Here is an 18,498-nt window from a genome sequence, read left to right as displayed (position 1 = left end):
TTTTTTCTAGAAAGGTCCTTGAAAAGCGAGAAAAGTGGGTTTTACGAAGAAGTTCCTCCCGGCTTTAGCTTTTGCCGGGTTAATACTCAAGGAGCAGGACATGTCGGAGAACACTCAGAAATCAGCAGAGACGCTGGAGCTGGCCAACCAACTCGAATTGGAATGGGCTGCCAATCCCCGCTGGGATGGCGTGCAGCGGGATTACTCGGCAGCCGACGTCGTCAAGCTCTCCGGACGGGTCCAGGAAGAGGCCACGCTGGCCCGCCGCGGCTCGGAGAAGCTCTGGGATCAATTGCGTAACGCCGGCCCGGAGGAGTACACCAACACCCTGGGCGCACTGACCGGGAACCAGGCCGTGCAGCAGGTCAAAGCCGGGCTGAAGGCCATCTACCTCTCAGGCTGGCAGGTGGCCGCCGATGCGAACACCTCGGGCAACACCTACCCGGACCAGTCGCTCTACCCGGTCAACTCGGTACCCACAGTAGTCCGCCGGATCAATAACGCGCTGCTGCGCGCCGATCAGATCGAATTCTCCGAAGGCAAGCAGTCCGTCGAGGACTGGCTGGTGCCGATCGTCGCCGACGCCGAAGCCGGCTTCGGCGGACCGCTCAACGCCTACGAGCTGATGAAGTCGATGATCCAGGCTGGCGCCTCCGGCGTGCACTGGGAGGACCAACTGGCCTCGGAGAAGAAGTGCGGACACCTCGGCGGCAAGGTGCTGATTCCCACCCAGCAGCACATTCGCACGCTCAACGCCGCTCGGCTCGCCGCCGATGTTGCGGGGGTCCCCTCGGTGATCATCGCCCGCACGGATGCCGAAGCAGCCACGCTGATCACCTCCGACGTCGATGAGCGCGATCAGGAGTTCACCACCGGCGAGCGCACCCCGGAAGGTTTTTACAAGGTACGCAACGGCATTGAGCCCTGCATCGCCCGGGCCAAGGCCTACGCGCCGTACGCGGATCTGATCTGGATGGAGACCGGCACCCCTGATCTGGAGTTGGCGAAGAAGTTCTCGGAGGCCGTGCGCAGTGAGTTCCCGGACCAGATGCTGGCCTACAACTGCTCGCCGTCGTTCAACTGGAAGAAGCACCTGGACGACGCCACGATCGCCAAGTTCCAGCGCGAACTCGGTGCGATGGGCTTCAAGTTCCAGTTCATCACCCTGGCCGGTTTCCACGCCCTCAACTACTCGATGTTCGATCTGGCACACGGCTACGCCCGCAAGGGAATGAGCGCCTACGTCGAGTTGCAGGAGAAGGAGTTCGGTTCCGAAGACCGCGGCTACACTGCAACCAAGCACCAGCGCGAAGTCGGCACCGGCTACTTCGACCTGGTCGCCACCGCGCTGAACCCCAGCGGCAGCACCCTCGCCCTGGCCGGTTCAACCGAAGCTCAGCAATTCCATTAATGGCGCGGGCGGTCCCCTTCAGCTTCGCTCAGCTCAGCTCAGGGAACCCTGCCGCCCACGCCTTATTCCGTGGTATTCCGAGTCACGCCCCGGCTGCTTCCGCCATACAAAGGGGGAGGCAGTCAGGGTAGGCTCGGGCGCGGCTCAGGCGGCACCCTCGAAACTCGCTCCGCTCGCCTCAGGGAACCCTACCGCTACGCCTTATTCCGTGGCATTCCCAATGCAGCAAACGAACAGGTGGCGCGAAGCGGGCGAGACTGCCTCCCCCATCGATATTGACCCTCGGCAGACTGTACGCACAAAGGACACATTATGACTTCCCAAGAGATCACCATTACTGCTCCACCGATCGACCGGCAGGAGGAGATTCTCACCCCCGAGGCCTTGGCCTTCATCTCCGCCCTGCACCGGGCCAGTTACGGCCGCCGTCAAGAACTGCTCAAGGCACGGCAAGACCGACGGCAGCAGATCGGCAACGGCGTCGACCCGCGCTTCCTACGGGAAACCTCAGAGATTCGTGAAGATCCCAACTGGCGGGTGGCTCCCCCGGCTCCCGGCTTGGAGGACCGCCGGGTCGAGATCACCGGACCGGTGGACCGCAAGATGACCATCAACGCGCTCAATTCGGGAGCCAAGGTCTGGCTGGCGGATATGGAGGACTCCTCCACCCCCAGCTGGCAGAACGTGATCCAGGGCCAGCTCAACCTGATCGATGCCCTGGAACGCCGCATCGACTTCACTTCCCCGGAGGGCAAGGAGTACACACTGGGTGAGAGCACCCCCACCATCGTGGTGCGCCCTCGCGGCTGGCACCTGCCGGAGAAGCACTTGCTGGTCGACAATCAGCCCCTCGCGGGCGGTGTGGTGGATTTCGGCCTGTACTTCTTCCACAATGCGCAGCGACTCATCGATCAAGGCAAAGGCCCGTATTTCTACCTGCCGAAGATCGAGAACCACCTGGAAGCCAGGCTCTGGAATGATTTGTTTATCCTGGCTCAGGATCTACTGGGCATCCCGCAGGGCACCATCCGGGCCACCGTACTGATCGAAACCATCACCGCGGCCTTCGAAATGGAGGAAATCCTCTACGAACTGCGGGATCACGCCTCCGGGCTGAACGCCGGCCGCTGGGACTACCTGTTCTCGGTGATCAAGAACTTCCGTACCCGGGGGCCGCGTTTCGTGCTGCCGGATCGAAACCAGATCACCATGACGGCCCCCTTCATGCGGGCCTATACGGAGCAGTTGGTCCGGGCCTGCCACCGCCGTGGGGCGATGGCAATCGGCGGCATGGCCGCCTTCATCCCCAGTCGACGAGATCCTGAGGCCAATGCCATCGCGCTGGAGAAGGTGCGCGCGGATAAAACCCGGGAAGCCGAAGACGGCTTTGACGGTTCCTGGGTTGCCCACCCCGATCTGGTCCCGGTGGCCCTGGAGGTTTTTGATCGAGTGCTCGGCGAACGCCCGAACCAATTGGACAAGCAACGTGCAGACGTCACCCCGGATGACAAGGCGCTACTGAACATCTCCAGCACCCAGGGCAACATCACCGAGACCGGCATCCGGAACAATATCGAGGTCGGCATCCGCTACATCGAGTCCTGGTTGCGAGGAAATGGCGCGGCAGCGATCAATAACCTGATGGAAGACGCCGCCACCGCCGAGATCTCCCGCTCCCAGCTCTGGCAATGGATCTATGCGGAGGCGATCACCGATCAGGGCGAAGTGGTGACCGAGGAATGGGTGCGGGAACTGACTAATCAGGAGTTCGAACGGCTGCCCCGGCACCAGGACGACCGTTTTGACGACGCTCGCGAGATCTTCGAGGAAGTCGCCCTGGGTGAAGCTTTCCCGACCTTCTTGACCGTCCCGGCCTATGCCCGGTTCCTGCATGAAGCCAACGAACCGAGCCTGGCCCGAAGCGCGGCCTAGCCAGTTCGTCCAGAACTTGACCATCCGACGCCGTCATTGCCTCAGACAGCCCGAGATCCGGGTCAGCTGGATTGGTCATTGAACGTGGTGATGCCCCAACCACCATCTGGTTGGGGCATCACCACGTGGTTTTCAACTGCGGCCTCCGAGCGATCAACCGGGAATGTACCGGCTCAGTACGAGGTTGTCCACAAGGTGAAAATTGAAATCTGGTCGGATATCGCCTGCCCTTGGTGCTACATCGGAAAGCGCCGCTTCGAATCAGCTCTGGCTGAGTTCCCGCAACGCGATCAAGTCGAGGTCTCCTGGAAGAGTTTCCAACTGGACCCCAGCATTCCGGAGCACTACGAAGGTACCGAGCTGGACTACCTCTCACAGCGCAAGGGAATGCCAGCCGAAAGCGTCGCCCAGATGTTCCAGCACGTCACGACTCAGGCGGCTGCTGAGGGGTTGCGTTATGACTTCGACGCCCTGAGAGTGGCGAATAGCCATCTCGGACACGAGTTGATTCATTTCGCCGCGCTGCATGATCAGCAGGACGCCGCCAAAGAGCGACTGCTCAAACTGCACTTCGAAGAGGGCGGCGATATCGGCGACCTTGACACCCTGGTGTCGGTCGCCGTCGAACTCGGCCTGGACTCCGAGAGAACTCGCGAAGTATTGCGTGAACGCGAGTTCGAAGGCGAGGTGGACGAGGACATTGCAGAAGCCCGTTCCCTGGGCATCCAAGGGGTGCCGTTCTTTGTCATCGACCGTAAATACGGGATCTCCGGAGCTCAGGCCACCGAGGTGTTCAGCCAGACCCTCAAGGAGGCCTGGGCGGAGAGCCGACCGCTGCTGATGAACGGTGAGAATTCCGCTGCGGCCTGCGGGCCGGATGGCTGCGCGATCTGAAGAAGAACTTAAAATCGTTGCGGAGAGCTCAGATTGGGGGACAGAGCTCTCCGCAACGAAGTGTTCACAGGATGAGGTCTGAATTCAGAACCCCTCCCTGTTTCATCAAAGATAGAGGAACTTATGTTGCTAGTCAATCAAAAGATCCGCTGGCTACGCTATTTGAGACAAAAAGCGTAGATTTATCGCCTTAAGCAATCAATTCGGCATCAATCCGAGCCGCGGACAAGACATGATCGCTGACCATGCGGCTCGCCCCCAAGACCCCGGCTTCCGCTCCTGCTCTCGACTGAACGATCTGCAGCCGTGAGGTGGCCAGCGGCAATGATCGGCTATAAACCACCTCTCGAACACCGGCGAGCAAGTGTTCCCCCGCCAGTGAAAGCGCGCCGCCAATAACGATCACTCGCGGGTTCAGCAGATTGACGCAGGTCGCCAACACGTCGCCAACATCCCTGCCTGCTTGGCGAATTGCCTGAATCGCCTGAACATTGCCCGCCCTGACCAGATTGACCACGCCTTCGCTGCCGCTCGCCGCCAGCCCTGCTGCAGAGAGCTCCCGAGCCAACGCTGGGCCGGAGGCAATCGCCTCCAGGCAGCCTTCATTGCCACAGCGGCAGAAGACACCCATACCGCGAGGCACTTGCACATGGCCCAGATCCCCGGCGGTGCCGTCCGCCCCGCGCTGCAATAAGCCGCCACAGATCAAGCCGGAACCGATCCCGGTGGCGACTTTTACGAAGAGCAGATCATTCGCTTCCGGCCAGAAGACCGCACGCTCGCCCAAAGCCATGATGTTCACGTCATTGTCCACCAGAACCTGAGCGGCAAAGCTGCGCTGGATATACCCGGGGACATCGAAACCATCCCAGCCGGGCATAATCGGCGGATTCGCCGGTCGGCCCGTGCTGTGCTCAACCGGAGCGGGCAACCCGATCCCGATCCCGGCAAGTTCGGTGGCTTCACGACCCGAATCTTTCAGCAGCTGATTGCCCTGTTCAATCACCAAGTCCAGAACCGCTTCGGGGCCCTGCGAGATATCCGCTGTCGTCCAGCACTGGTCGATGAGCTGGCCGCTGAGGTCGGTGAGCCCCACCAAGATATGAGTAGCCCCCAAATCTACCGCCAGAATAACCCGCGAACTGGGCTGAAAAGCAATTCGCGAGGCGGGCCGACCACCAGAGGATGAGGCTTCACCCGCAGAGCCGATCAGACCAATCGCGGTCAAGGCGTCAAGTCGCGCGGCAACTGTAGATCGCGACAAGCCAGTCATCTCCACCAGTTCCGCCCTGGTCCGGGCCTGCCCATCGCGGAACACTTGAAAGAGTTCGCCCGCTCGAGTCAAGCTCCCAACAGCATTAGAAGGGGTTGCCGGGAGACTGAGTTGCAACGGAGCCATGCAATCAGTGATAGCACGAAAATATTGGCGATGCCACTACTAATGATGGTTTTGCCCTCACTTTTGTTTTACTTTCAGCAAAAGTAAACTAAAGTTGAGACAAAGAGGAGAACCCCTTTGAACACCGAGGAGCAAGCGTTGAGCCAGTCATTCCAACTTCCCATAGAGCAGTTGTCCGTCCAGCTGTACACCGTCCGGAGAGAACTCGAGGAGGACCTGGCCGGCACCATCGCCAAGATCGCCGACCTGGGTTTTCGATCGATCGAGCCCTTTAACTTCGTCGCTTCGGCAGCCCCCCTCGCGGAAGCCCTGGCTGCTCACCAGCTGACCGCCCCCACCGGCCACGCTCCGCTGCTGAGCGCTGATCAGGACGAGATCTTCTCGGCGGCTCGCACCTTGGGGATGAGCACCGTGATCGAGCCCTTCATCCCGGAGGATCGCTGGACATCCCGGGCTGATATCGAGCAGACCGCTGCCGCGCTGAACAGTGCGGCAGCGCGCGCAGCCGAGTACGGGCTGAGCGTCGGCTACCACAATCACTGGTGGGAAGTGGGCACTGAGTTCGAAGGAACCACCGCCCTCGAACTGTTCGCCGGACTGCTCAACGATGAGGTGCTCCTCGAAGTGGATACCTACTGGGCAGCTATCTCCGGGAAGAATCCGGCCGCCCTGCTGCAACGGCTCGGCGATCGGGTGAAGTTTGTGCACCTCAAGGATGGACCGTTGACCACTGAGCCCCTCGACCAGTTGCCCGTGGGCCAGGGCAAGATGAATATTCCGGAGGTTTTGGCGGCCGTTCCTGCGCTCCAGTACGCGGTGATGGAATTCGATGATTTCCGGGGCGATATCTTCGACGGCCTGGCGCAGAGCCTGAGCTATCTGAGGAAGGACTCATGACGCCGGTCGGCGTAGCAATCATCGGCGCGGGCGTCATCAGCAAACAATACCTGAGTAATCTGACGGCTTTCCCCGATCTCAAAGTCCATGTGGTGGCGGATCTCTTCGAGTCGGCCGCAGCAGAGCGTGCTGCGGAATTCGAAGTGGAGAACCACGGCGGAGTGGAACTGGCTCTGAATCATCCCGACGTCGAGATTGTGGTCAATCTGACCATTCCTGCGGCGCACGTAGAAGTCGCCACCGCCGCCTTGGCCGCCGGTAAGCACGTCTGGAGCGAAAAGCCCTTCTCGCTCGACCGGGAAAGCGGCCTAGGGCTCCTCGAAGCCGCCCGGACCGCTGATCGCCGCTTGGGCTGCGCCCCTGATACCTTCCTCGGAGCCGGCCTGCAGACCGCGCGCCGGATGATCGAAAGAGGGGATATCGGGCAGCCGCTCAGCGCACTCACGCTCTTCCAGAGCCCGGGACCGGAATCCTGGCACCCTAACCCGGCATTCCTCTTCCAGCAGGGCGCCGGGCCTCTCTTCGATATGGGGCCTTATTACCTCACTGCTCTGATTCAGAGCTTCGGTTCCATCGAGCGGGTGGCCGCTCTGGGCGGCAAAGCACAGCAGCATCGGGTGATCGGCTCCGGCCCGAAAGCCGGAGAGAGCTTCCCGGTGGAAGTGCCCACCCAGGTCGGCGCCCTGCTGCAGTTCACCGACGGCGGCACGGCACAGAGCATTTTCAGCTTCGACTCCCCCAAGCCGCGGATGGGCTTCGTGGAGATCACCGGCACCGAAGCAACCATCGCCCTTCCGGATCCGAATAACTTCGACGGCGACCTCAAGATCTGCGCCATCGGCTCCGAAGACTGGACCACTGTGCCGAGCAAGGGAACCACCGCGGGCAGAGGCCTGGGCGTGCTCGATATGGCTCGATCCATCCGCGCCGAGGTACCCCACCGGGCAAGCGGCGAGCAGGCCTATCACGTGGTGGATGCCATGGTTTCCATCGCCGAGTCCGTAGAACGCAATGAGTTCGTGAGCCTGAGTTCAACTGCGCCGAAAACCGAAGCGCTCAGCGAGGCCTGGGATCCATTCGCGCAGACCCTGGCGGAGCAGTAGGAGGAACGAAGATGAACAGCAATCTGGGAGTGGCCATCATCGGCTACGCCTTCATGGGTAAGGCCCACTCCGCGGCCTGGCGCAGCGTAGCGGCCTCCTTCGAGGTGCCGGGCTACGAGCAGAAGTTATTGGTCGGCCGGGATGCAGCGGCAGCCCAGGCTGCCGCGGAGCGCTACGGCTGGCAGCAGAGCGCCACCGATTGGCGCACGGTCTTGGAGCGCGACGATATTCAAATCGTCGATATTTGCACACCGGGATGGACACACGCAGAAATAGCGATTGCCGCCCTGGCCGCCGGAAAACATGTGCTGCTGGAAAAACCGCTGGCTAATTCCCTCGCCGAAGCCGAAGAAATGGCAGCCGCGGCCAGAGCCGCTGAAGCACGAGGCATTCGCTCAATGCTGGGCTTCAACTATCGCCGGATCCCGGCCCTGGTGCTGGCCAAGGAATTGGTGGCAACCGGCAGGGTCGGAGAAATCCGCCAGGTCCGTGTGGCCTATCTACAGGATTGGCTGAGCGATCCGAGTGCCGAGATGTCCTGGCGGCTTCGGAAGGAAACCGCTGGCTCCGGCGCCTTAGGCGATATCGCGAGCCATGCCGTTGATCTGCTGCAGTTCGTGACGAACGACGAAGTGCGCAGCGCATCAGCTCGCATGAGAACCTTCGTACCATCCCGCCCGGGGCCTGAAGGGCAGGAAAAGGTCACTGTGGACGATGCGATCTGGGCGACCTTGGAGCTCTCCTCCGGGGCAGTGGCGAGCGTCGAGGCAACCCGGATGGCTACCGGCCGAAAGAACGCGTTGCAGTTGGAGATCTATGGCGAGAAAGGCGCTTTGCGCTTTGACCTGGAACGGCTCAATGAACTGGAGTTCCTGGATGCCACCGAACCCCGGGAAGAGCAAGGCTTCAGGAGGATCCTAGTGACCGAGGCCAGCCATCCCTATCTCAGCGCCTGGTGGCCTCCGGGGCATGTGATCGGCTGGGAACATAGCTTCAGCCATCAGATTCGAGATTTCCTGCAAAGCATCAGCAACGGAACCGCGCCCTCGCCGTCCTTCGCCGAAGGTCTGCAAGTGCAAAGAGTGCTGAAAGCCATCGAAAGCTCCGATGCTGCGCAGGGTTTGCGAGTGGATGTTTAGCGCACTACGGATTTGCTGACAAAATCGACTAAAGTGTCTATATGCCTCGGATACTCGCCTCCAGTAACGCAGAACAGCGCGAGCTGACCCAACGCAAGGTACTGGATGCCTTCGGCGAGTTGCTCTTCAGTCACGGCTTGCCCGGACTCACCATGACCGATGTGGCTCGCCGGGCCGGAGTGGGCAGGACGGCGATTTACAACTATTTCGCAGATCTTGAGCAGCTCCTGGTGGCTTATGCACTGGATGAGACCGGGCGCTTCCTCTCCGATCTGAAGAGTGAATTGGCCAGGCTCGATAATCCCGTCGACCAGCTCGCCTGTTATGTGCGAGCACAGATCGAGGACCTTTCAAAACGCCATCTGCCACCTGGACCAGCGATGCGTTCGGTGCTCTCCGCGGATTCCTTCGCCAAGCTTTCGGTGCACGTCGGTGAACTCAGCAGCCTCTTGCAGGACATTCTGCAGCGCGCTGTCGATCAGGGCTATTTGCCCTCGGGCGATGTCGCCGATCTCGCGCACCTGATTCATGGTTCGCTCACTGCGAGCGCCTCGCGCAGCACCGGCGATCCGGCCGCGGCCGAACATCGGATCGAGACTACCGTTCGTTTCATCCAGGCCGGAGTGGGCGCTCAATTTGATGAGCGGGGTCATCCGATGAAGCTGATCAGCGGGGCGGCCTGAGCGCGGTCGGCAGCGCAGCAGCAGTAAGGCGTCAGCTCTTCGAGCGCTCAACCTTTTCAGCGGATGACGTAGTCCCCTGAGAAGGTAGTCACATCCGGGGCGGCATATTCGTAGTGCAGGGTCGCCGATCCGGTAACGCCCAGCACCTCGATGAAACCGCTGAAGGTCAGATCGTCCCGGACCGGTTGCTCCGAGGTGCAGGTCACGACTAATCCGTCCAGTGAACAGTCCCAGCCGTCCGGCTTATGGAACCAGAGGCCGTATTGCATCACGGCATCACCGTTGAGCGAGAGCGTCAAAGTAGCGGGCTGCAGGGGCTGAGCCCCTGAAACGGCGAATTCCAGGTTGATCAGCTGGCTAGCTGGCAAGCCGGTGCCCGTCGCGGTACCCGTCACCACCGGCACAACCGGTGGAGTAGTGGGTGGCGTTGTTGGCGGAGTGGTGGGCGGTTTCGTCGGTGGCGTTGTTGGGGGTTTCGTCGGCGTCGTGGGAGGTGCCGTTGGCGGGCTGGTCGGCGTGGTCGTCTTGGTGGGAGACGGCGTCGGGCGAGAGGTAGCAGGAGCCGTCGTCGGCGGAGCCACCGGGGTGATGCCCGTCGGGTTCGACGCTGCGGGCAGCTCAGGATTATCCGAAGGCACCTCTTGCGGGATCACACCGTTCGGAACGTTCGGAGGGGCGGCTGGCGAAGACTTGTGCGGGGCGGGCTTGGGCGCTACCGCAGCCGGCGGTGCGCCATTCGAGCCGTTATTCGAGTTGTTCGATGAGGCATCCGCGGGCGGTGCGGCCGCCACCTCAGCAGCATCGGACTTCCCCCAAGCACCGAAGCCCTGTGTGGTCACCGCGGCGGTCGCAACCGCCGCCGAAGCCAGAATGACGCACGCCACAACAACTGCGGCATTGCCGGCATCTCGCACCCGGTCGACCACTCCGTCCCACGCATTCTTCGCCGGAAGCAACGCCAGGGCGATCTTGCCACCGCCGGCCGCCGGGAAAATGGCCAGCCACTCGGCAATCCCGAAGCCCACTACACCGGGCAATACCCAAGCTCGCATCGCGGCGCCCACATCGCTCAAATCAAGCAGAGCAGCGGTACAACGGCTACAGGTATCAAGGTGCTCCTTGACCTCCTGGCGACTGGAACGCCGAAGGGTGTGCATAGCGTATGCGCCCAGGCGAGCAGCGTACGGCGCGCAAGCATCTTCTTCGGGGGTCTTGCGGACGTGATTCTGCAGGTATTCCTTGCGCAAACCATCCCGGGCACGAATCGCCAGGGCGGAGACCGCGTTCGCAGAGAGGCCGAGTAGCGGAGCTGCGGCCGCAGGCTTCATTCCCTCGATGTCCAGGTACCAGAGCACAGCCTGCCAGCGTTCGGGCAGAGCTTTGAAGGCCTGGGAAACGGCGTCGTTCTCGAACTCGGCGAGCACCGGGTCCTGAGCTTGGACCGGGCGATCCAGCACCTGTTCGTCATCGGTGGCGGAGATCTTCCCGGCCGCAATATTTCTGCGCCGTGCAATGCGAGTCACTGCGGTGAGCAGGTACCCTCTGAAGAAGGAATCCGGGCCTTTGCCTTCACGCAAGGCCTGAAAAACTGAAGAGAAGGCTTCCGAGACAGCGTCTTCGGCGTCGGAGGAATTATCGGAGTTTTTACGGGCGACGGCGAGCGCCACGGCTTGGTGTCGCTTGAACAATATTTCGAACGCACCGGTATCCCCAGCGCGAACTTGCACTATGAGTTCGCTGTCACCCACGATTTCAGCAAGCTCAGGCTCACCAAAATGCCCTCTTTCCGTGTCCATAATCCTCAGTCCTGATTCCTCGCTTAAAAAGCGAGCACCTTCTATTGTGACTCTCAATCAGCACTCAGGCAAACGACGGCGACTTCCCGGCGGCCGGAAATTGCAGGGCTGAACACGGTCTTGAGGAAGCTTGGACATTTGGCCAAAAAATTTCTGATTTTCCCGTCACGATCGCCCGGTAGCGAGCACATCTAAGTATGGAATTCGTCAACCGCCGGGAACACAAGCCCAGCGGCATGCTCTCACGACGACTGATCAGACGATGGCGGTCGCTCAGCAGCCGCTCTTATTGGAAAGTCCCTCAGGACTGGTGGACCCCCGAAGTGGAGTGCATTGCCAGCTTGGGGCGGCGAAACCCTGCTCTTATAGAATCAGCGCGTTCATTGGGTGCAGCCCGCTGCCGACAGGGGGTAGGCGTCACTGAAGCCCTCACCGATTTCCGCTGCTACTTCAAAGCCTCGATGAAGCACGTCGACCTCAATGTCGTTCAGGCTTTCGTAGAAGGTTGGGTCAGCGAAGCCGAAGACGTGGAGCAGATTTCCTGCACCGACCCGGCGACCGGTCTGAGCACCCGAGCACACTTCTCCAAGACCCTGTACGACCTGAAGGACCAGAGCACTTCTGAGCAGATGCTGCTGGCGACCGTCACCTTGGTGCCGCAGCGGACCGGGACGGTACCGCTGGGCTGGACCCAGCTGGCGTCCTTGGGATCGATCTTCCTGCAGAGTTTCAGCGGTATCGACGCCACCATGATGCATGAGGGTCGGACGGTCTATGTGCTGGCTTCCAGAACCCCGGCTCTTTTCGCCACCTTACTCAACTGCCAGGCTCAGATCACCCTGTCCAAGGCTTTTCGGGACTTCCAAACCACGATTGCTTGCGAGGCGCTGCCTCAGCAGAGTCGTAATTTCCATCAGCTCCTGAAAAGCATGCAGCGCTAGCCAGGAGACAACCCAGAGGACGCCACAAAAATTCTTCCGGAAAATCTTAATTTTTTCCGTCATGATCCGCGGAATTGCCGCACTAGTTAAATGAACCAGATTCAACAAACCTTCGATCGTCCTTGCCTACTCGCCTCTGAGCCGGTATGGTCAGTCGCATATTGGGGGAACAATTGGGGGAACTACTAATGAACTTCACCATGTCCGAACGGCACTACATGTCCGAACGGCACGATGCATCATGACTCAGATTGATCAGCGCCGAAAGGCCAAGCATCGTCCACATCGTTCGTTGACTCAAGAACCGAGCATTCAGAGCTCTGAAGCTGCCGTTCCCGTCATCGACTCTTCGCCTTACACACCCAGGGTCCGCACCCATAGCTCGGCAAGGTTCGTCGAGCTTCTGGTTGTACTCGACTTGGCGATCGTGGTGGGAGTCATTCTCGGTTCACTTTTCTGGCCTTTCACCGACGCCCAGCAGTTCTGGCTCACCGCAGCCGCAGCCGCAGTATGGCTGCTGGCATTGAACCTGCTCAAGGGCTTCTCCAAGGAACGGGTCAGCTTGCTGCGGCCGCTGCTTTCTGTCTGGGCCTGCAGCCTGGTGCTCGCCGGCGCCAATCTCATCAATCTCCTGGTGAACCGTGAGATCGTGCTGCACCGTGCGATGCTCACCGTGCTGGTAATCACCGCCCTGGATATCGTGGGTCGCTTGGTACTCAAAGGCTTCCAGGCGAATCACGTGATCTCTGTGGTCGACGCCAAGCACCCGGGAAAGACCGTCTCGGATTCGCACCGCGAGATCCACCCCTTCGTCTTGACCGAGGAACTGCGTTCGAATCCCGATGAGCTGGTGAAGAAACTGACCAACTACATCAGCTTCACCAAGGCCACCGCGGTAGAACTGCCCGTCGGACTGCATATCGATCAAGACCTGGTGGACCGGCTGAGCTGGGAAATGCGGAAGATGCACGTTGCCATCCGGATGGTCTACTCAGGCCAGCCAATGAGCGCGAGCCGGATGCGAACCCGCACCGAAGGTACCAAGACCGTCATCGAAATCGATGCGCCTTATCAGCACCTGGGCACCCGCCTCGGCAAGCGAATCATGGACGTCGTCGGTTCCGGACTGCTCATCCTGATCTTCTCCCCGCTCTTCGCCGTGCTCACCCTGCTGGTGAAACTCAGCAGCCCCGGACCGGTGTTCTACAAGCAGGAGCGCATCGGCATTGACGAGCGTCCCTTCAATATCTTGAAGTTCCGTTCCATGGTGGTCGGTGCAGACGCTCAGCTCCAGGCTTTGCTCAAAGCCCAGGGCAGTTCAGACAAGCCGCTCTTCAAGGTCGATTCGGATCCTCGGATCACCCGGATCGGCGGCGTCATGCGCCGCTACTCCCTCGATGAGTTGCCCCAGCTCTTCAACGTTTTCGGTGGCTCGATGTCCCTGGTGGGGCCGCGGCCTCAGCGTCCCGCCGAAGTCGCGCTTTACGATCAGGCGGCAAAGCAGCGCCTCGGCGTACTGCCCGGGATGACCGGGATGTGGCAGATCAGCGGCCGTTCCAGGCTCAGCTGGGAAGAAGCCATTATTCTGGATCGCTATTATGCCCAGAACTGGAGCCTCGGCCAAGACCTGAAAATCCTGACGAAGACCGTGTCCGCGGTCGTCAGGGGCGATGGTGCTGTCTAAAGGCAAGACCCGTCGTATTCTGCATGTCACAGAGGCCATGGGGGGCGGGGTCTCCTCAGCGCTCTTCGATTACGTGCGCCACACTCCCGAACTGGAACACCACCTGCTCTTCGTCTCAAGGCCGGAAACCAAAGCCCTGGGTGAGCAATGGCGAGAGCTCTTCGAATCGGTCGTTGAGCTCCCCGCCGGACATTTTCAACGCATTCGCGAGGTGCGTTCGCAGCTCAAGCGCCTGCGGCCCGACGTCGTCCATTCACACTCATCCTTTGCCGGTTTTTACGCGCGCCTCGCCGCGTTGAAAAGCCGGAAGCTGGAGCAAGTCCATACTCCGCATTGCTATGCCTTTGAGCGGCTCGATCTGAGCGCTGCCATCCGCTTTGCGCTGCGCGGCATCGAAGCGGTTTTATCACGCAATACCACTCTGATCGCTGGCTGCTCTCCTCGAGAAGTCGCCCTTGCTGAGCGCTGGCCGCTCTCCTGTCGGGCGAGCTATCTACCGAATCTGGCGCCAAAAGTCGAGTTGAGCGGCAGTGAAGAGGATTCGGTTTCAGTTCGCACCGAGGTGCTGAGGGTGGTTGGCGCTGGCCGGTTGGGTGCACAGAAGGATCCCGAATTCTTCATCTCGGCGCTCCGCGGTTTGCGCAAAGCTGGTTATCACGTCGAAGCCACTTGGGTCGGCGGTGGGGATGAGACCTTGGCACATCACCTGGAAGAAGCAGGAGTCAAGGTCACTGGCTGGCTGCCACGCGCCGAGGTCTTCCGGACTTTCAACTGCCAAGACATCTATCTGCACACCGCGGCGTGGGAGGGCTTCCCGCTCGCCGTTCTGGAAGCGAGCGCTCTGCATCTGGCGACCGTGGTCAGAGACATCCCGGCCTTTGAAGGCATAGATCTGCCCTTGAAAGTCAAGACTTCGGCCGAGCTGGTGTCGCTCTGGGACGCTCTTCGCGATCCCTTCTACCGGGCTGACGCGGTAAAGAAAGCTCAGTTCGCCCTGCGATCTAACACCGTCCAGGCACAGCGAGAAGCCTTACTCAAGGTCTACTCTGTCGAGCTCAGCGCGCACCATGCAGTCTCGCATAGCAGTGTGGGAACTACTAGATGAGTCTGAAGCCCCGATCCCGCCGAGCGATGCTCATCGCTGGCACCGGGCTTAGCTGCATCCTGCTCTGCCTCTCCGCTTGCACCGGCACCTCGGACAACACCATAGATCAAGATCTGGCCAATGTGCCTTTCCTCACCTCCTCGGATTTCCACGCCCAAACCAATGGCATCAAAGTGCTGGGAGCCCAGAAGGTGGGCCAGCGGACCTTCGACCTGCAGATCTCCACAGACTCTGTGGACAATCAGGTCACCTCACAGGGCAACGGTTTCAGGGTGACCCTGCCGGTCAACTACAACACGAACCAGAGTTATCCTGTGCTTTACCTCTTCCCGGGGACCAGCCCCGATAGTTCCTACCAGGACTGGTCAGAAAAGGGGCATATCGAATCCATCATGGGAGACCGTCAAGAAATCGCCGTGATGCCAGACGATGGAAAGGCCGGCTGGTACAGCGATTGGAGTGATGCGGCGAAGCCCACGCAGAAATGGCAGAGCTACCATCTGGACCAATTGATCCCTTGGGTCGACGGTCACCTCAAGACAGTGGCACATCGATCGGGCCGCACCGTGGTGGGAGCCTCGGCCGGCGGCTACGGAGCGATTCACTACGCCGCAGATCGCCCAGAACTCTTTTCGGCGGCTGCCAGCCTGTCCGGACCGCTAGATCTCGGGCTGCCTGAGATCCGTAGCCTGATCCAAGCCGAATCGAAAGATTTGACCGGCAACGAAAACGCCATCTTCGGCGACGGTAAGACCACCTCCGAGGCTCAGTGGGATGCTCATGACCCGATGAAACAGTGCCAAGCGCTGAGCGGAACCAAGATCACCCTCTACGCGGGTGAGGGCACACCGGGAACTGATCTGGACGATCCGAAACAACTGGAAGGGCAGCTCTTCCAGAGCGCCACGGATTTCGGAGCGGTTTTATCCCAATGCCATAACAAATTCGTCAATCAGATCGGTAAAAAGCTTCCAGACTGCGATGGTGGGCATAATTGGGACTGTTGGAGTGCAGCGTTGCGCGCTCTGCTTCCTAGGCTCAGTGCTGCCACTTTTCCGGGTGGTTAGCGTCAGCATCCTCGACTTCGAGCGGGCTTCCCGCTCAGCACAAGAAAAAAATCAGTACACAACGACAAGGTCTAATCATGGAATCAACACTTGAGAAGAAGATCCGCGAAACCCTCTCCGACCACGCCAAGCTCGCCGTCGGAATCGACGATGTAGCAGCGGACGGTGACCTCTATGCTGCTGGCATGACCTCACATGCCAGTGTCAATGTGATGCTTGCACTGGAGGACGAATTCGATATCGAGTTCCCGGAGAAAATGCTCACCAAGAACACCTTCTCCTCAATCAACAGCATCGCTTCGGCGCTCACGGAGATCGGCCTTGACTGAGCTGCAAGAAACCGTCAGCGTACTGCCTGACAAGGGGTTCCGGTCGGCGCTTGATGCCATGGTCGAGATCGCCGCCCAGAATGCGAACGACGTCGACAAGAACTCACGATTCCCGGTTGAAGCAATTGACTCCGCTCGCCATGGTGCTCTGCTGGGAGCCCCGGTGCCCATTGAACTCGGCGGATTAGGGCTATCCATCAGCGAATTGTGCAGCATTGTGGAACGCCTGGGCCGGGTCTGCTCATCAACCGGAATGATCATGGCGATGCACTATATCCAAGTGCTCTGCCTTGACCGGCACGGCCGCTCGGATTACCTACGCCAGGCGCTGAGGAAGTGCGCGGACGAGCAGCTACTGCTGGCCTCAGCCACCACCGAGGCCAATATCGGCGGAGACAGCCGTAGCTCCTCCTGTGCTGTCCAGTCACTCGTGAACGACATGATCGAACTCAAGAAGACCTGCCCGGTGATCTCCTACGGGCGCTACGCGGATGCCATTCTGGTCACGGCCCGGCGGCACCCGGAAGCGGTCGCGAGCGATCAGGTGCTGGTCTACCTTCCAGCCTCCGACTATGAGCTGAACAAGACCTTCGACTGGGATGCTCTCGGCATGCGCGGCACTTGCTCCGAAGGATTCGAACTCGCCGGTAACACCACGGCGGCGGCTGTGCTGGACGATCTTTTCGAGAAGATCTCAGCAGAGACCATGCTGCCCGCCGCTCACACCCTGTGGGCATCGGTCTGGTTCGGTATGGCGAGTAAAGCCGGGGAGAACGCCAGGACAGTGGTTCAGCGAGCCGCCCGAAAGACTCCGGATAACCCTCCGCCCTCCGCTCTGCGACTCGCCGAGCTTGAGGTGAGCCTGCAGTCGATGGCTGATCTGGTGCGTTCCGCCGTCGCCCGCTATCAGTCCGGCTGGCATCAGCCGGAAGTTCTGGAGTCCCTGCAATTCGCGATTTCGATGAATACGCTCAAAGTCGCGGCGGCCGATCTGGTGCGGAAGATCGTAGCGGATGCCATGGTGATCGTGGGAATCGCCGGATTCGCCAATCGCTCGCCGCTCAGTCTCGCTCGCCTGTACCGAGACAGCATCGGCCCTTCGGTGATGGTCAATAACGACAGAATCTACAACCACACCTCCACTCTGCTACTCGTCTCACGAGGAGAACGATGACCCCGACCATCGAAGAACAACGAATCGCCTTCGGCAAAGAACTGATCGCCCACGGCTGGCTGATACCGACCCTGGCTTATGGAGTGAACGGGCTCGGTGGCCAGGCCGAAGCTGTGGTCGAGGGCCTGCAAGCCCTTTCCAGCAAGATCGCCCGGCAGCAGGAATACGCCCAGCTGAATACCCTGAGATTCCCGCCGGTGAATAGCCAGAACCTGTTGCGCCGCACTGATTACGTCGCATCCTTCCCCCAGTTGATGGGTCTGGTCAGCACTTTTGCCGGAGAGAGCAAGGATCACGGCAAGCTACTGGCCGCGGCCGAGGCCGGTGACGCCTGGGAGAAGCAATTGGAGCCGAGTGGCTTTGCGCTGATCCCCGCGGTCTGTCACCCGCTGTACGCGCACCTCGAAGGAAAAACCGTTGACGGCGAGTGCTACCAGCTCACCGGTGAATGTTTCAGGAACGAGCCTTCGGAGGATCCTTTCCGGATGGTCGCCTTCCGGATGCGCGAGTACGTCGTACTCGGCACCGAAGAGCAAGCTAAAGGCCATCGTGATCGCTGGATCGAGCTGGCTCAGCAGATGCTCGAATCGCTGGGGCTTGCGATCGTCTCGGAAAGCGCCAATGATCCGTTCTTCGGCCGGGCCGGCCGGCTGCTGGCCTCGGGACAGCGGGAGGCGAAGCTCAAATTCGAGTTACTCGCCGAGATCTTCCCCGGGCATCCCACTGCCATTGCCTCCGGCAACTGGCATCAGGACCACTTCGGCGCCAATTTCTCAATCAGCGCCGCGGATGGTTCGGTAGCCCACAGCGGCTGCTTTGGTTTCGGCCTGGAACGCATCATGTTGGCCTTGGTCGCCCGTCACGGTCTAGACCTCGCAAGCTGGCCGCACGACGTGCGCTCGGCTCTCTCCCTCTGACCAAGTCTTCAAAAGCTCTGAGTAATT

General features: G+C 60.4%; 16 protein-coding genes. 14 read left to right on the top strand and 2 right to left on the bottom strand.

What is annotated here, in order from left to right; genetic code table 11:
• The first annotated feature begins 100 nt into the window (after nt 1-100).
• The 3 genes from aceA to ABDK06_RS09440 all read left to right on the top strand — a co-directional run bounded on the left by aceA (nt 101) and on the right by ABDK06_RS09440 (nt 4,237).
• Complete coding sequence (gene aceA / locus ABDK06_RS09450; RefSeq protein WP_394940706.1) at nt 101-1,411, top strand: isocitrate lyase; 1,311 nt, start codon at nt 101-103, stop codon at nt 1,409-1,411.
• A 312-nt stretch (nt 1,412-1,723) separates the two neighbouring features.
• Complete coding sequence (gene aceB / locus ABDK06_RS09445; RefSeq protein WP_394940705.1) at nt 1,724-3,343, top strand: malate synthase A; 1,620 nt, start codon at nt 1,724-1,726, stop codon at nt 3,341-3,343.
• 195 nt (nt 3,344-3,538) lie between these two features.
• Nucleotides 3,539-4,237 carry a DsbA family oxidoreductase gene (locus tag ABDK06_RS09440; RefSeq protein ID WP_394940704.1) on the top strand — a complete coding sequence of 233 codons (699 nt, stop codon included), beginning with the start codon at nt 3,539-3,541 and terminating at the stop codon, nt 4,235-4,237.
• A gap of 190 nt (nt 4,238-4,427) precedes the next feature.
• Here the strand turns inward: ABDK06_RS09440 and ABDK06_RS09435 are convergent, their stop codons facing one another.
• Nucleotides 4,428-5,636, bottom strand: a complete 1,209-nt coding sequence (locus ABDK06_RS09435) for an ROK family transcriptional regulator (protein WP_394940703.1) — start codon at nt 5,634-5,636, stop codon at nt 4,428-4,430.
• 138 nt (nt 5,637-5,774) lie between these two features.
• Here ABDK06_RS09435 and ABDK06_RS09430 point away from each other — a divergent pair, with 138 nt between their 5' ends.
• The 4 genes from ABDK06_RS09430 to ABDK06_RS09415 are packed head-to-tail and all read left to right on the top strand — an operon-like array spanning nt 5,775 to nt 9,458.
• A complete protein-coding gene (locus ABDK06_RS09430; protein WP_394940702.1) occupies nt 5,775-6,533 on the top strand; it encodes a sugar phosphate isomerase/epimerase family protein in 759 nt (252 codons plus the stop codon).
• Complete coding sequence (locus tag ABDK06_RS09425; protein WP_394940701.1) at nt 6,530-7,636, top strand: Gfo/Idh/MocA family protein; 1,107 nt, start codon at nt 6,530-6,532, stop codon at nt 7,634-7,636. The genes ABDK06_RS09430 and ABDK06_RS09425 overlap by 4 nt, the downstream gene beginning before the upstream one ends.
• A gap of 11 nt (nt 7,637-7,647) precedes the next feature.
• Nucleotides 7,648-8,775 (top strand): Gfo/Idh/MocA family protein, encoded by a 1,128-nt coding sequence (locus ABDK06_RS09420; protein WP_394940700.1) that lies wholly within the window; start codon nt 7,648-7,650, stop codon nt 8,773-8,775.
• 41 nt (nt 8,776-8,816) lie between these two features.
• On the top strand, nt 8,817-9,458 hold the full coding sequence (locus ABDK06_RS09415) for a TetR/AcrR family transcriptional regulator (RefSeq protein ID WP_394940699.1): 642 nt from the start codon (nt 8,817-8,819) through the stop codon (nt 9,456-9,458).
• A 56-nt stretch (nt 9,459-9,514) separates the two neighbouring features.
• Here the strand turns inward: ABDK06_RS09415 and ABDK06_RS09410 are convergent, their stop codons facing one another.
• Nucleotides 9,515-11,254 carry a sigma-70 family RNA polymerase sigma factor gene (locus ABDK06_RS09410; RefSeq protein ID WP_394940698.1) on the bottom strand — a complete coding sequence of 580 codons (1,740 nt, stop codon included), beginning with the start codon at nt 11,252-11,254 and terminating at the stop codon, nt 9,515-9,517.
• Between the two features lie 197 nt (nt 11,255-11,451).
• On the opposite strand from ABDK06_RS09410, the gene ABDK06_RS09405 reads away from it, so the two are divergent.
• The 7 genes from ABDK06_RS09405 (at nt 11,452) to ABDK06_RS09375 (ending at nt 18,471) form a co-directional block, all read left to right on the top strand.
• Nucleotides 11,452-12,195, top strand: coding sequence for a hypothetical protein (locus ABDK06_RS09405; protein WP_394940697.1), 744 nt, complete (start codon nt 11,452-11,454; stop codon nt 12,193-12,195).
• A gap of 241 nt (nt 12,196-12,436) precedes the next feature.
• On the top strand, nt 12,437-13,879 hold the full coding sequence (locus ABDK06_RS09400) for a sugar transferase (RefSeq protein WP_394940696.1): 1,443 nt from the start codon (nt 12,437-12,439) through the stop codon (nt 13,877-13,879).
• Complete coding sequence (locus ABDK06_RS09395; RefSeq protein WP_394940695.1) at nt 13,866-14,984, top strand: glycosyltransferase; 1,119 nt, start codon at nt 13,866-13,868, stop codon at nt 14,982-14,984. The genes ABDK06_RS09400 and ABDK06_RS09395 overlap by 14 nt, the downstream gene beginning before the upstream one ends.
• On the top strand, nt 14,981-16,051 hold the full coding sequence (locus tag ABDK06_RS09390; RefSeq protein ID WP_394940694.1) for an alpha/beta hydrolase-fold protein: 1,071 nt from the start codon (nt 14,981-14,983) through the stop codon (nt 16,049-16,051). The genes ABDK06_RS09395 and ABDK06_RS09390 overlap by 4 nt, the downstream gene beginning before the upstream one ends.
• Before the next feature lie 77 nt (nt 16,052-16,128).
• The gene (locus ABDK06_RS09385; protein WP_394940693.1) at nt 16,129-16,380 is read left to right on the top strand and encodes an acyl carrier protein; all 252 of its coding nucleotides are present in this window, start codon (nt 16,129-16,131) and stop codon (nt 16,378-16,380) included.
• On the top strand, nt 16,373-17,554 hold the full coding sequence (locus ABDK06_RS09380; protein ID WP_394940692.1) for an acyl-CoA dehydrogenase family protein: 1,182 nt from the start codon (nt 16,373-16,375) through the stop codon (nt 17,552-17,554). The genes ABDK06_RS09385 and ABDK06_RS09380 overlap by 8 nt, the downstream gene beginning before the upstream one ends.
• Complete coding sequence (locus ABDK06_RS09375; protein WP_394940691.1) at nt 17,551-18,471, top strand: aminoacyl--tRNA ligase-related protein; 921 nt, start codon at nt 17,551-17,553, stop codon at nt 18,469-18,471. The genes ABDK06_RS09380 and ABDK06_RS09375 overlap by 4 nt, the downstream gene beginning before the upstream one ends.
• Nucleotides 18,472-18,498: the final 27 nt, after the last annotated feature.

The sequence above is a fragment of the Psychromicrobium ferritrahens genome, assembly GCF_043789415.1.
In the GTDB taxonomy this organism is placed as follows: Bacteria; Actinomycetota; Actinomycetes; order Actinomycetales; family Micrococcaceae; genus Renibacterium.
The sequence above is the reverse complement of the archived record's forward strand: the minus strand, read 5'-3'. Positions and strand labels throughout refer to the sequence as shown.

Excerpts from the sequence above, each read along its gene's own strand:
- ABDK06_RS09400 (WP_394940696.1), top strand. The coding sequence starts at position 12,437 with ATGACTCAGATTGATCAGCGCCGAAAGGCCAAGCATCGTCCACATCGT.
- ABDK06_RS09435 (WP_394940703.1), bottom strand. The coding sequence starts at position 5,636 with ATGGCTCCGTTGCAACTCAGTCTCCCGGCAACCCCTTCTAATGCTGTT.
- ABDK06_RS09425 (WP_394940701.1), top strand. The coding sequence starts at position 6,530 with ATGACGCCGGTCGGCGTAGCAATCATCGGCGCGGGCGTCATCAGCAAA.
- ABDK06_RS09390 (WP_394940694.1), top strand. The coding sequence starts at position 14,981 with ATGAGTCTGAAGCCCCGATCCCGCCGAGCGATGCTCATCGCTGGCACC.
- ABDK06_RS09420 (WP_394940700.1), top strand. The coding sequence starts at position 7,648 with ATGAACAGCAATCTGGGAGTGGCCATCATCGGCTACGCCTTCATGGGT.
- ABDK06_RS09415 (WP_394940699.1), top strand. The coding sequence starts at position 8,817 with ATGCCTCGGATACTCGCCTCCAGTAACGCAGAACAGCGCGAGCTGACC.
- ABDK06_RS09375 (WP_394940691.1), top strand. The coding sequence starts at position 17,551 with ATGACCCCGACCATCGAAGAACAACGAATCGCCTTCGGCAAAGAACTG.
- ABDK06_RS09385 (WP_394940693.1), top strand. The coding sequence starts at position 16,129 with ATGGAATCAACACTTGAGAAGAAGATCCGCGAAACCCTCTCCGACCAC.
- ABDK06_RS09410 (WP_394940698.1), bottom strand. The coding sequence starts at position 11,254 with ATGGACACGGAAAGAGGGCATTTTGGTGAGCCTGAGCTTGCTGAAATC.
- ABDK06_RS09405 (WP_394940697.1), top strand. The coding sequence starts at position 11,452 with ATGGAATTCGTCAACCGCCGGGAACACAAGCCCAGCGGCATGCTCTCA.
- ABDK06_RS09395 (WP_394940695.1), top strand. The coding sequence starts at position 13,866 with ATGGTGCTGTCTAAAGGCAAGACCCGTCGTATTCTGCATGTCACAGAG.
- aceB (WP_394940705.1), top strand. The coding sequence starts at position 1,724 with ATGACTTCCCAAGAGATCACCATTACTGCTCCACCGATCGACCGGCAG.
- aceA (WP_394940706.1), top strand. The coding sequence starts at position 101 with ATGTCGGAGAACACTCAGAAATCAGCAGAGACGCTGGAGCTGGCCAAC.